The sequence below is a fragment of the Streptomyces boetiae genome (assembly GCF_031845405.1).
GTDB lineage: Bacteria > Actinomycetota > Actinomycetes > Streptomycetales > Streptomycetaceae > Streptomyces > Streptomyces boetiae.
In genome coordinates, this window is the sequence record NZ_JAVREN010000064.1 from 1 (window position 1) to 12,939 (window position 12,939).

Genomic DNA, 12,939 nt, shown 5'->3' on the forward strand with positions numbered 1-12,939 from the left:
CGGCCCGCACACCCCGCGCCCGCCCGCGCCCACGCCTCGCCCCGGCGCGGCCCCCGCGGGGGCGTACGTGCCGACGCAGACCGTTGACCCGGAGATCGTCAAGTCCCTGCGCTCGCCCGGCGGCCCCCCGGCCCCGCCCGGCACCCCCGGCACCCCGGCCGGCGTCGCGCCACCCCCCGCCGGTCCGCGCGTGCCCGGGCCCGCCCCGGCCAGCCTGGTGGGCGTTCCCGGCCTGCCGCCCGGCGGCGGCGGGTACGGCTACCCGCCCGGCCGCCCTGCCGTCGGCTCGGGGTACATGGCCGTCCTGCGGTACCGCGCGCCGGACGGCTCCGAGCAGCAGCTGATCCGCCGCTCGGCGCCCGGCATGCCGCACCCGGAGTGGCAGCTGCTGCACGAGCTGCGCGGGATGAACGTCCCGCCGCAGCAGGTCCTCGAACTGCACACCGAGCTCCAGTCCTGCGAGCTGCCCGGCGGCTACTGCGCGCGGATGATCCGCGAGACGTGGCCGCAGGTGCGGATCACCCACACCGCCGCCTACGGCCGCGACCTGGCCTCCCGGCAGGCGGGCGTGAGGCACCTGGTGGAGCACCAGGACGAGCTCCAGCAGTTCGCGGACGGCCCGGCGCGCTCGGCCCCCGTGCGCGCCCCGCTGCCGCGGCAGCAGCCCGACCCGGCGCTGCCGCTGGAGGCGATCGGGCAGGAGCTGGCCCACGCGTTCGGGCCCCAGGCCGTCTTCCGGTACACCCCGCAGGCGGCGGCACGGCAGGGCGTTCCCGAGGTCGTGGCCCAGACCCTGGTGTGGTCCGGGCTGCCGCTGGAGATCGCCCCGTTCTTCTGGGCCCAGGCCCAGCAGGGGCGCCCGATCCCCACGCTCGCGGAGCTGGCCGTGGAGCGCGGCGTCCACCCGGCGCCGGACGCCGGGTCCTACCTGGTGATCGGCACGGACTTCGGCCGCCAGCTCTGCGTCCAGTACGGAACGGCCGCGGTGGTCGCCGTCCCGCTGGAGTCCGGCCAGCCGCAGTTCGTCAACGCCTCCCTGCCGCAGTTCGTGCGGTCCATGGCCGTCCTGGGCCGGATGTGGCGCCTGCGCCTCGGCCTCAACTCCGAACAGGCCGGCCGCTGGACCACCGACTTCCAGGCCCAGCTCGCCTCCGTCGACCCCTCCGCGGTCACCGACCCCGAGTCCTGGTGGTCCGTCCTCATCGAACAGATGTGGGACGGCCTCCTGTAGTCCTCCGCTAGTCCTCCGCCGCCGGCCCCGCGGCCGGCGGTGGCGGTAACCGGACCGGCGGCAATTCGCGGGGGCCCGTGGCGTTGAAGGCGGGCGTCGCAGGAAACCCTCATAGGTATGACGGGTTTCGGCACGGCGCGCGGCCGGGGCTACCGCCCCGCCCAGGTGGACCGGGTGCTTGCCGACCTCTCCCGGGAGCGGGAGACGGCCCGGCGCCGCGAGGCCGACCTGGCCGCCCGCGCCGCCGAGCTGGCCCACCGTTCGCGGGAGCTGGCGGCGCGCGCCGCCGCCCTGCCCCCGCCGGACTTCCGCGAGCTGGGAGGCCGCGCCATGGAGTTGCTGTCCGAGGTGGAGGCAGAGGCCGCCGCCCTGCGGGAGTCCGCAGAGGCGGAGGCCAGGGATGTGCTCGCCGCGTCCGGCGCCGCGGTCCGCGCGATCCGGGAGAACGCCGTCGCCGCCTCCCGCCGGCGGCGCGCCACGGCCGAGGCCGAGGCGGCGGCCCTGCGCGCCGAGGCCGACGCCCGCGCGGCGCGGCTGCGGGACGAGGCGCGGCGGCAGGCGGCGGCCCTGCGGCACGGCGCGGAGCTGGCCGCCGCCGAGGTGACGCGGCGCTGCGAGGCCCTGGCCGGGGACCAGCGGCGGACCCAGACGGCCGCGGCGCGGGCGTTGCAGGAGGAGCTGACGGCGCGCGAGGCGGAGACGGAGGCGCACGTGGCCGGGCTGACCGCGCGGGCGGATACCGTCCTGGCGCGGGCCCGGCGCGAGCTGGCCGACGCGGAGGCTGCCGCGCGGGCGCGCGAGGAGGCCGCCGAGGCGCGGCGCGCCGAGCTGCTGGCCCAGGCCGCGGAGCGCCGCAGGCGCGTGGAGCGGGAGACGGAGCGCGCGCTGCGCGAGACGGAGGACCGCGCCGACGCGGTGCGGGCGCACCTGGCGCACATACGCACCACCCTGGCCGCGCTCACCGGCCGCACCCCGCGCCGGGCTCCCGACGCGGACTGACCGCCCCGGCCGCCTCGGTATCCTCACAGGGCCCGACTCCCTTGGACCGAAGGACGCGATCCCAGTGAGCTCCATCCGCCCGGCAGCCATCATCGTTCTCGCAGCGGGCGAGGGGACCCGCATGAAGTCGGCCACGCCGAAGGTGCTGCACGAGATCTGCGGCCGTTCCCTGGTGGGGCACGTGGCGGCGGCCTGCCGGGAGCTGGGCCCCGAGGAGCTGGTCGTCGTGGTCGGCCACGGCGCGCCGGAGGTCACCGCGCACCTGGCCGCCGCCGACCCGGGCGCGCGCACGGCCGTCCAGACCGAGCGGCGCGGCACCGCGCACGCGGTCCGCACGGGCCTGCGGGAGCTGAACGACCGGGGCACGGTCTCCGGCACGGTGCTGGTGACCTGCGGGGACATCCCGCTCCAGACCCCGGAGACGCTGCGCGCGCTGGCCGCCGCGCACGCGAAGCAGGGCAACGCCGTGACCGTGCTGACCGCCGAGCTGCCGGACGCCACCGGCTACGGCCGCGTGCTGCGCGGCCCGGACGGCGCGGTGACGGCGATCGTGGAGCACCGGGACGCCGACGAGGCGCAGCGGGCCGTGCGCGAGGTCAACTCGGGCGTCTTCGCCTTCGACGGGGAACTGCTGGCCGGGGCGCTGGCCCGGGTGGGCACGGACAACAGCCAGGGCGAGGAGTACCTGCCGGACGTGCTGGCGATCCTGCGCGCGGACGGGCACCGCGTCGGCGCGGAGCGCGCGCCCGACCACCGCGAGCTGGTGGGGGTCAACAACCGCGTGCAGCTTGCCGAGGCGCGCCGCCTGCTCAACGACCGCCTGCTGGAGCGCGCGATGCTGGCCGGGGTGACGGTGGTGGACCCGGCCTCCACGTGGCTGGACGCGACGGTCACCTACGAGCCGGACGCGCTGATCGAGCCGGGCACCCAACTCCTGGGCGCCACACACCTGTCGGCGGGCGCGCGGGTGGGCCCGGGCTGCCGCCTGCGCGACACCTGGGTCGGCGAGGGCGCGGCCGTCGTCCACACCGTGGCGGACAACGCCCGTATCGGCGCGGGCGCGAACGCCGGCCCGTACGCGTATCTGCGCCCCGGCACGGTACTCGGGGCGCACGCGAAGGCGGGCACGTTCGTGGAGATGAAGAACTCCTCGCTGGGCGAGGGCACCAAGGTGCCGCACCTCTCCTATGTGGGGGACGCCACGATCGGGGATCACACGAACATTGGCGCGGCGAGCGTTTTTGTCAACTACGACGGAGAGGCGAAACATCACACCACCATCGGGTCGCACTGCCGCACCGGCTCGGACAACATGTTCGTGGCCCCGGTCACGGTCGGGGACGGCGCCTACACGGCGGCGGGCTCCGTCATCACGAGGAACGTTCCTCCGGGGTCACTCGCCGTAGCCAGGGGTCAGCAGCGCAACATCCCGGACTGGGTGGCGCGCAAGCGCCCGGGGTCGGCGGCGGCCCGGGCCGCCGCGGCGGCTCTAGCTGCGGCGGAGCAGGATCTCAAGGACGGGTGAGGCTCCGCGACGGTGCACGGCTGCCCCGGGCGGGGCGTACCGTAGGAGGGCCCGAGCGGGCCCGACATAGCGCTGACGCGGATGCCAAGGAGACGTACTGTGACCGGGATCAAGACGACCGGCGAGAAGAAGCTGATGCTCTTCTCCGGCCGCGCCCACCCCGAGCTGGCGAAGGAGGTCGCCTCGGAGCTGGGCGTTTCCCTGGTCCCGACGACGGCCCGGGACTTCGCCAACGGCGAGATTTATGTGCGTTTCGAGGAGTCGGTGCGCGGGGCCGACTGTTTTCTGATGCAGTCGCACACCGCGCCGATCAATACCTGGATCATGGAGCAGCTCATCATGCTCGACGCGCTCAAGCGCGCGTCGGCGCGGTCGATCTCCGTGATCATTCCTTTCTACGGATATGCGCGGCAGGACAAGAAGCACCGCGGCCGGGAGCCGATTTCGGCCCGGCTGATGGCGGACCTGCTGCGCACGGCCGGGGCCGACCGGATCATCACGATGGACCTTCACGCCGACCAGGTGCAGGGGTACTTCGACGGCCCCGTGGACCACCTCTTCGCGCTGCCGCTGCTGGCCGACTACATCGGCGCGCGCGTGGACCGCACGAAGCTGACGGTGGTCTCCCCCGACGCGGGCCGCGTCCGCGTGGCCGACCGCTGGGCCGACCGGCTCGCCGCCCCGCTGGCCATCGTCCACAAGCGCCGCGACCCGGACGTCGCCAACCAGGTCACCGTGCACGAGGTGGTGGGCGACGTGGACGGCCGCGTCTGCGTGCTGGTGGACGACATGATCGACACCGGCGGCACCATCTGCGCCGCCGCGGACGCCCTGTTCGCCAACGGCGCCGAGGACGTCATCGTGGCCGCCACCCACGGCGTCCTCTCCGGCCCGGCCGCCGACCGCCTGAAGAACTCCCGCGTCAGCGAGTTCATCTTCACCAACTCCCTCCCCACCCCCAGCCAGGTCGCCCTGGACAAGATCACCGTCCTGTCCATGGCCCCCACGATCGCCCGCGCCGTCCGCGAGGTCTTCGAAGACGGCTCCGTCACCAGCCTCTTCGAGGGCAACGCGTAAGACCCCTCCTGAACGCACCCCCGGGCCGCCGCCCCACGCGGCGGCCCGGGGGCATTCAGTCCGGATCAGTCCGGAAAGGGAAGGTTCCACATCACGATCGTCGGCACGACGAGAAGCACGAACTGCGCGGAGGCCACCCAGCGCCGCGCGGCCTCCCTGCCCTCGCCCCGGCCGGGAAGCAGGGCACACAGCACGATGGCCCCCGCCACCGAGACCACCCACGCCCAGAACACCCAGGGCGCCACGCACTCGAATGCTTCGTCGTACCTCTCGTCACCGCCGCCGGTCGCCATGGCCGCGCCGAGAAGGGTGAGATAGCCGAGGAACCACAGCGGCAGCGTCGCCACCAGTGCCGTGATGGCCATGACCCGGCCCGGCTGCGTGGCGGGCCCGGCCGGAGCCGGCGCGGTGGATCCTTCCTGCGAGATACTCATGGGCCTCATCCAACTGGCGTCACGCCGCGGGCGGATGAGCACTCCTCCCCCCTCGCAACCTCAAGCCGCCGCCCGATGTACTCAACCACCGCGGGCGGAACGGCCTCCTCCCGATGCCCGGCTTCCAGCACGCCGCGGCGGATGGCCGCCGTTCATCGCAGCCGCCGCTCCCGCGCATGAGTAGAAGTACTCATGCCTGCCCTCACGGCGCGTTGCTAGCCTGTCCCGACGGCGTTATTCAACGGGCTGGGGGGCACGATGGAGGATGCAGGGGTCCGGACGCGCCTGAACTCGCCGGAGGGCGGGGGCGGTGGCAGCGCCTCCTGGGCGGACCTGGACGTGGACACGCAGGTGCTGGAGCGGCTCGCCCGCAGGAGCGAGAGCCTGGTCGAGGCCCTGGACGATGCGCTCGCCGCAGTGCGGGGCGATGGCGTGGGGGGCGTGGCGACCAGCGCCTCGCTGGGCTCCCTTCACCGGCTGGAGCGGGTCGCCACGAGCTGGGATGCCCGGCTGAGCCTGATGCGCCAGGAATGCGTCACCTTGGGCCAGGGGCTGGGCGCCGCGGCCGGGATGCTGACGGGAGCCGAGGAGGACGCCCGCGGATCGCTGGCCGCGCTGGAGCCCACGCAGGAGGGTGACCAGGGCTGATGCTCACCGTCTCGCAGCTCCAGGACGTTCCCGTGGACTGGATGAACGGCGTCGCAACGGCGTGGAGCCGGGCCGGCCGTGACGCCGAGGAGACCCGCGACCTGATCAGCCAATCGATGCTGCCCGAACTCACCGGCGGCCGGGGCAACACGGTCGAGACCGCCACGGCCAGTCTCCATCTGATCGCCGAGAACTGCGAGTACGCCCGCCAGCAGTGCGCCCTCGTGAGTACGGCGGTGCAGTCCCTCACCGACCGGATGACCCACCACATGCGCGAGTTGCGCAGGGTCCTCGCCGAGGCCGAAGCCGCCGGCTACGAGGTCGGCGACGACGGGAGCGTCAGCTACCCGGCCACCACCGGCCCGTCCGGGGAGGACCCCCCGCCGCTCCCGTTGCTCCCCCCGCAGGAGCAGACCTCGTATGCGGCCGGCACCGCCCACCCGTCCCCGCTGCCCGACTACTTCGCGGGAACGCTGATCAGCGGCGACGGGCCGCACGCCCAGGCGGCACAGATCCTCGCCAACCGGATCGGGCGCGTCCTGCGCCAAGCGCAGGAAACCGACGAGGAGATAGAGGCCGCCCTCCAGGAACTGGACACCCATGCCACCCTGCGGGTGGACGACAGGGACTGGGCCGACGCCCAGTCCGACGCCGGGGCCGTCGCCGACGCAACGGGAGCCGAGGCAGACTCGCTGATCCCGCAGGACGACAGCCCCGCGCAGAACCGGGAGTGGTGGGACAGCCTCAGCCGCGAGGAACAAGTCTCCATGATCGCCCTCTTCCCCGCCGAGATCGGCGCCCTCGACGGCCTCCCGTCCGAGGCCCGCGACCAGGCCAACCGCGCCGTCCTGCGCACCGAACTGGCTCGCGTGTCGGACGAACGTGCCCGGGTGATCGGCGAACTTTCTGATCTCGGCATCGATGGCCACGACCTGGAGTTCAGTGACTTCTTGAACCCGAGGACTGCAGATCGCCTGGCCGAAGCAGAGAGATTGAATGCCCAGCTGAATGGCCTGCAGACTGTGCAGGCAAGACTCGATAACGCCGATGCAGTCAACGGTCTCCCGGAAGCCTACCTTCTGGGAATCGGGCTAGACGGCCAGGAAGGGCGTTTCATCCTGGCCAACGGAAACCCAGATACCGCAGATCACACGGCTGTATACGTCCCGGGGACGGGCGCGGGATTAGCCACTTCCGCAGATACGGAAATTCGACGGGTGAACGACCTGTGGCGAGAATCAGCTGCAGCCGCTCCAGGGGAGAACGTCTCGACCATTGCCTGGGTTGGCTACGAAGCCCCTGATAACGCGATCCCGTTCAGCGGTGGGGATCTCCTGATCCCGGATGCAGCCCAGGAATCGTACGCCAGAGACGCGGCCCCACTCCTGCGAGGCTTCGCCGAGGGGCTCGAGGCCGCGCAGGGCGGACCCGAGTCCAGCCACACCACATTGGTCGGACACAGTTACGGAAGCACAGTCATCGGCGCGGCCACTCAGGAAAGTGGCGGCTCGATCGCCGATGACATCATCGTCGCAGGAAGTCCGGGCATGCTGGTCGAGCACGCTGAAGAACTCGGTGTCGGCAGCGACCATGTCTGGTCGATGGCAGCACCCATAATGGCCGACCCCTCGCTTCCCATCGAAAGTGAATCCGAGTGGGTGGAGGTCTTTGGCATGCCGGTTCCGGATCTCAACATGCCGTCCATCGACTGGCCCACGGTGGGCGACATCGTACCCCTTGCCGGCGCAGGCTTTCTCGGCGGGGGAGGGTTCGAATGGGAACGCTCCAGCCTGGGGCTCCCCGTTCTGGATTTCAACACTCCAGCGGTTCCGTCGATGGAATCCTTCGGGGCGAATATATTGGCGACGGATTCGACTGACCATAGCGGCTACTGGGACCCGGGATCACTGAGCTTGACGAATCAGGCCGGAGTCATCACCGGGCAAATGGATTTGGTGGAAGAGGAATGAGGAGCTTCACATGCAAGCACTTGCTGAAACCCGCAGTCGGTGCAGTAGCCGCACTAGTGCTGAGCGTAGGGTGCAGTGACGTGCAGGAGCCGAGTCGCCAGCTCGACTACACGCCGACGACGAAGTCGATCGACCGCGCCCGATCAGAGGCTCGCGATCTCTCCAGTTACCTCCTCGACTCCACCGGGATTGAGGGGGAAATCAGTGAGCCGGGACCCGGAGTATCCGTCTGCGAGGCGGACCCGAATGATGTGAGCCTCTACACCATGCGGCATCCGTGGACCATCTACGGCGTTGCCGTAGAGGTGCTGGAGAGAGGGCGGGACAACCTTCGGGAGCAATTGCTCCAGGACGGGTGGGAAATTCTCGTCGATGAGGAAATGAATAATCAGGACCGGACGCCGCGCCTGCTGTTCGAGAGCAGGGAGACGGAATACGCCCTCGATGTCAGGCTGACCCATCGCGAGGGGAACCGGCCCCAGTTGGTGATCACAGCGCAGTCGGCATGCTTCCGTACCCCGGAGGGAGAAACGCGGGAGGGCGAGTACTGAGCTGCAGACTGGCCCGCGGCCCAGAGCACCGCCGAGGGCGCCAGGGCGCGCAGTGCTCAGCCCCCAGCAGCGGGATGGCCTACCTCGCCCATCCACAGCCGCCGCCCGAGTTCGGCAAGCTCCGAGCGCCGTTCGTCATACTCCGGCAGGGCGGAGCCGAGCAAACGCCAGAAATCCTGTCCGTGCCCAGGAATCCGCACGTGCGCGAGCTCGTGCGCGATGACGTAGTCGATCACGTGCATCGGGAGCTGGAACAGCTGCCAGCCCAGACGCATCACGCCCGGTCTCCCGTCCCCGGTCCCCGGCTCGTACGTCCCCCAGCGCCCGCCGAGATCGCGGACGTCCAGCGCCGGCTCGGCCACTTCCATCCGTGCCGCCCAGGGCTGCAAACGCCCGGCTGCCCACGCCCGCCCCACCCGGCAGTACCACTCCGTCAACGCCGCCCGCCCGCGCACCGGATCTCCGGCCAGCTCCCGGCTCATGACCAACCGTCCGGCGACGAGCCGGACGCGGTGCGTCCGGCGCTCGTCCGTCACCACGGAGAGGCGGCAGGTGCGTCCGAGATAGCGGAAGACCTCGCCGTCCAGGAGCTGCTTGGGAGGGTTCAGCGGACGCGTCCGCTCCCGGGCGGCCTGCCTGCTCGCGAGCCAGGTCCGGTGCGCGCGGACGAACGCCTCGGCCTCCGTCGCGGGCCGCCCGGCGGGGACGTGCAGCGTCGCCGTCGCGTCGGACTCCACCGTCAGCGCGAAGCGCCGCCGGCGGGCGCTGATCCGCACCCGCACCTCCAGGCCGTCCACGGTGAGCGGACCGCCGTCAAGAAGCGGGAGCGAGGAGCCGGGCAGCGTGGACATCGCGGGCCTACTCCCCCCGCCCCCACTGGAGGAACGCCCGCCGGTTGTCGTTGGCGAAGGTCGCCAGCCGCTGCGCGATGTTCCGCACCGGCGCCCAGCCGGCCCCGGGCCCTGGCCTGAGGCCGCCCCGCATCAGCTCGCTCTGGATCGTGCCGGCCACGTCGTTGAGATCCTGGCTCTCCCCCTGGTACGAGGTCTTGCGCATGTCCTCCGCCGCCACCTGGCACACCCGTTTCACCAGCGGGCACAGCCCCTCGGGCCCAGCCGGGCGCCGCACGTCCGGCGCCTCGTCGAGACGGCTCTCCAGCAGCCGGTACAGCCGCCGTTCCAGCGGCGTGAGCCCCGCGAGCAGCGGGTTCGCCTCGTCCTCCTGCTCCTGCCGCAGCCCCCGGATCACCGAGGCCATCGCCTGCGCCTGTTCCTCGAACCGGCCCGGCATCTCGCGCAGGATCTCCTCCAGCCGCTCCGAGAGCCGCGCGTACCGCTCCGGGTCCTCCCGCCTGACGCGTTCCTCCAGGTGGTACCGGATGGCGTGCTCCATCTCGGCGGCGGCCTCGCGCGGCGGCATGGCCCGCACCCGCCGGTCGAAATCCACCGAGGTCAGCGAGACGGGCGCGATGACCTGCTCGATCTCCGGCGCCTCCAAGTGGTCCCGGATCAGCTCCCGAACCTTCCGGCCGTACCGGCGCATGGTGAACGCCCCGCCCGCCGCGTCGCGCAGCAGGTGGCGCACGCGCTTCTGGAGCAGGCTCCAACGCCGGGCCTCGGCGAGGTGGTTCAGGGCGCTCTCGTGCGGCAGGACCCGTTCCAGCGCGTCGAGGAAGGCGTGCAGCACGTCGTCGAACGCGGCCCGCGCCGCCGGGTCGTCGGCGAACGCCAGCGCCGACTCACCGAGCCGGGACAGGTCGTCCAGATCCACGTCCGTGATCCCGTGGCCGCGCAGGAAGCCGCGCACCGCCTCTGCGGCCGGCGCCAGGGTCTCCACCTCGTCCGCGATGCCGCGCATCGTGTCGTCGATGTCGTCCTGGGCGTACTCGGCCAGCGCCTCCGACAGATGCTCGAAGACGCCGTAGTAGTCGACCACGTAGCCGACGTGCTTGCCGGGCATCGGCCGGTTGACGCGGGCGACGGCCTGGAGCAGCTCCGCGTCCCGGATCGGCCGGTCCAGGTAGAGGACCTGCTCGCGCGGCGCGTCGAACCCGGTCAGCAGCATCGACTTCACGATCAGGAACGCGATGGGGCTGTCCGGGTGCACGGGAGCGGCGTCGGCCGTGCCCCCGTCCCCCGCCGCGCCCCCGTCCGGCACCTCCGACCACGGGTAGCCGGCAGCGTCCGGGCCGCCCGCCTGCCCTGCTGCCGGGTCCTCCGGCGGAGGGCCGGCTGCCCCCCACTCCGTCTCGTATTCCAGATGCGGAAAGGACTCGTGGAAGCGCTCGATGTACGCCTCCTGCCGTTCCTTGTCGGTCCAGTACCGCCAGCGGCGCCCCTTGCCGTCCTCCCGCGTCTGGGAGATGACCGGAACGAACTCGATGCGGCGCAGCAGCGCCCGGTACTGGTACGCCTGGTAGAGAAAGCGCTGCCGCCGGGGCAGCTCCTCCAGCGGCGTCCCGGCCACCGACCCGGGGTCGAACGCCGCCAGCTCCACGAGCAGGTGGTCCCGGGCACGGAGCAGGGCGTCGCGGTAGCGGACGGCCGCCCGCCTGCTGACGGCCGCGACCTGCGCCTTGAATCCGCCCGGCAGCACCGTAGTGATCCAGTGCTCCAGGATGTCCTCGGCCTTGGCCCGGATCATCGGCTCCGACTCGGCGACGTCCCGTTCGGTCGGCCAGCGCCGCAGCAGGGCCTGCCTCTCCTCCTCCGTGCGGTCCCGCACCAGGTCCTCGAAGCGGCGGTCCAGGCCGTCCCGGTCGAAGACCTTGCCCTCGCCGGTGCGCCCCTCGTACCGGATGCGGACCACCACGCCGTCGCGCTCGGCCTCCTGCATCCGGTAGAGGTCGATGAACGCCCCGCGCGGGCCGCCGCCGAAGATCCGGCGGGTGTCCTGCGCCTCCCCCGTCATGATCGGCGTGCCGGTGAATCCGATCTTGGCGGCGTTGGGAACGGCCTGGCGCAGCGCGCCGTGCAACTGCCCCGTGTGCGACCGGTGGGCCTCGTCCACCAGCACGAGGATCTCCGGCGAGGTGTTGCACTCGGGGAACGCCGGCGTGGGGGCGCCGCGGCCCTCGCCCCCGTCCCCGCCGGACCCGTCCTTCCGGCCCTTCCGCTTCCTGGCCTTTTCAGCCTCCCCGTACTCCCCCGCGAGGTCCCGGTCGTCCGCGTCGCCCTCGGCCTCGCCCGCGAAGGTGACTCCGGCCCCGTACTTCTGGATCATCGCGAAGACGACCCGCCGGCCTCCGTCGCGCAGCAGACCCTCCAACTGGGCGCGCTTCTCCGCCGTCACCACCTCTGACTCGCTCAGCTTCAGGGTCGCGTAGAGCTGCCGCTGCAACTGCGTCCGGTCAGTGACGATGACGACCGTGAACTGGCTGAGCTCACGGTGCTGATGGATGCGGCGGACGAGGAACGTCATGGTCAGGCTCTTGCCGGAGCCCTGGGTGTGCCAGATGACTCCGCCCCGCTCGTCCTCGGCAACGCCCTCGCCGCGCCTGCGGCCGTCGATCAGCCGGCGGAGCGCCTTCTCGGCCGCCCGGTACTGCTGGTGCCGGGCGACGGCCTTGACCGTGCGGGCGCGGCCGGACGCGGTCTCGACGGGCAGCTCGATGACGTAGTGCCGGACGATGGTGAGCAGGGCGCGAGGGCGGAGCACGACCCCGACCAGCTTGTGCCGCTCGTTGAGCCGGGTGACCCCGGGCCGCAGCCCGGCGCGGAGCGTCGCCTCGGTCTCCGGCTCGATGCTGCGCCAGGGGTGGTAGTGCTCGGGGCCGGAGGTGACCGTGCCGAGGTAGGCCGTCTCCGCGGTGGCGGCCACAAGCAGCTGCACGGTCCGGAACAGCTCCGGAACGCCGGCCGCCGCCCGTTCCGGGTCGGGCTCCTCCTCGGGCAGCGGGTCCCCGGCGTAGTGCCGCAGGTCGGAGACCGCACTGTACAGGGGGTCGGGGAGGTCCGGGCTCTTGCACTCGACGACGGCCAGCGGGATGCCGTTGACGAACAGCACCAGGTCGAGTATCGACACCTTGTCCGCGCGATTCCGCACCCGTAGCTGGTCGACGACGGTGAAGTCGTTGACCGCCAGGGCCTGCTCCTCGTCCCATTCGACGTACTGAACGGTGGCCGACGCACCGCCGTGCGCGGCGGACGGGCCGGTGAGGACGGCACCGCTGAGCAGCAGGTCGGTGGTCTTCGAGTTCGCGTCGGCGATGCCCCGTCCGAGGGGGACGTTCGCCAGCTCGGCGACGGCCCTCCGCACGTCGGCATCGTCCATCCAGGGATTGATGCGCCGCAAGGCCGGGTCGAGGCGCTCGGTGAGCAGAGGCGTTGCGGCATCCAGCGTGCCGACCTCCCGCCCCGGCTGGTGCGTCCACCCCATCGCGACCAACTGCGCGACGACCGGCCGCTCGACCTCGTCCCTCTCGACCTGGACCACCACGTCCCCTGCCCCTCACCCCTGTGCGCTCAGGTGCTCCATTCTGGGGCGGGGGCGCGGGGAACGCGAG

10 protein-coding genes are annotated in these 12,939 nt (G+C 72.2%); 7 read left to right on the plus strand and 3 right to left on the minus strand.

All coding sequences use genetic code 11. The features are described 5' to 3' along the window. The 4 genes from RM780_RS25570 to RM780_RS25585 form a co-directional block, all read left to right on the plus strand. The coding region (locus RM780_RS25570; protein WP_311633263.1) for an SUKH-4 family immunity protein at nt 1-1,231 on the plus strand (1,231 nt) is incomplete at its 5' end. Nucleotides 1,232-1,348: 117 nt separating this feature from the next. Beyond that, on the plus strand, nt 1,349-2,230 hold the full coding sequence (locus RM780_RS25575; protein WP_311633264.1) for a coiled-coil domain-containing protein: 882 nt from the start codon (nt 1,349-1,351) through the stop codon (nt 2,228-2,230). Between the two features lie 64 nt (nt 2,231-2,294). Continuing rightward, nucleotides 2,295-3,755, plus strand: coding sequence for a bifunctional UDP-N-acetylglucosamine diphosphorylase/glucosamine-1-phosphate N-acetyltransferase GlmU (gene glmU, locus RM780_RS25580; RefSeq protein WP_311633265.1), 1,461 nt, complete (start codon nt 2,295-2,297; stop codon nt 3,753-3,755). A 99-nt stretch (nt 3,756-3,854) separates the two neighbouring features. Further along, complete coding sequence (locus tag RM780_RS25585) at nt 3,855-4,832, plus strand: ribose-phosphate diphosphokinase (RefSeq protein WP_311633266.1); 978 nt, start codon at nt 3,855-3,857, stop codon at nt 4,830-4,832. A 65-nt stretch (nt 4,833-4,897) separates the two neighbouring features. Here the strand turns inward: RM780_RS25585 and RM780_RS25590 are convergent, their stop codons facing one another. Beyond that, nucleotides 4,898-5,266, minus strand: coding sequence for a hypothetical protein (locus RM780_RS25590; protein WP_311633267.1), 369 nt, complete (start codon nt 5,264-5,266; stop codon nt 4,898-4,900). A gap of 258 nt (nt 5,267-5,524) precedes the next feature. On the opposite strand from RM780_RS25590, the gene RM780_RS25595 reads away from it, so the two are divergent. From RM780_RS25595 to RM780_RS25605, 3 genes are all read left to right on the plus strand, one after another. Beyond that, complete coding sequence (locus RM780_RS25595; RefSeq protein WP_311633268.1) at nt 5,525-5,914, plus strand: type VII secretion target; 390 nt, start codon at nt 5,525-5,527, stop codon at nt 5,912-5,914. Continuing rightward, the gene (locus RM780_RS25600; RefSeq protein ID WP_311633269.1) at nt 5,914-7,884 is read left to right on the plus strand and encodes an alpha/beta hydrolase; all 1,971 of its coding nucleotides are present in this window, start codon (nt 5,914-5,916) and stop codon (nt 7,882-7,884) included. Before RM780_RS25595 ends, RM780_RS25600 begins: the two co-directional genes overlap by 1 nt. Before the next feature lie 80 nt (nt 7,885-7,964). After that, complete coding sequence (locus RM780_RS25605; protein WP_311633270.1) at nt 7,965-8,435, plus strand: hypothetical protein; 471 nt, start codon at nt 7,965-7,967, stop codon at nt 8,433-8,435. 56 nt (nt 8,436-8,491) lie between these two features. Here the strand turns inward: RM780_RS25605 and RM780_RS25610 are convergent, their stop codons facing one another. Both RM780_RS25610 and RM780_RS25615 read right to left on the minus strand, forming a co-directional pair. Next, nucleotides 8,492-9,286, minus strand: a complete 795-nt coding sequence (locus RM780_RS25610; protein ID WP_311633271.1) for a M48 family metallopeptidase — start codon at nt 9,284-9,286, stop codon at nt 8,492-8,494. Between the two features lie 7 nt (nt 9,287-9,293). Continuing rightward, nucleotides 9,294-12,872 (minus strand): type I restriction endonuclease subunit R, encoded by a 3,579-nt coding sequence (locus RM780_RS25615; RefSeq protein WP_311633272.1) that lies wholly within the window; start codon nt 12,870-12,872, stop codon nt 9,294-9,296. Between the last annotated feature and the right edge of the window lie 67 nt (nt 12,873-12,939).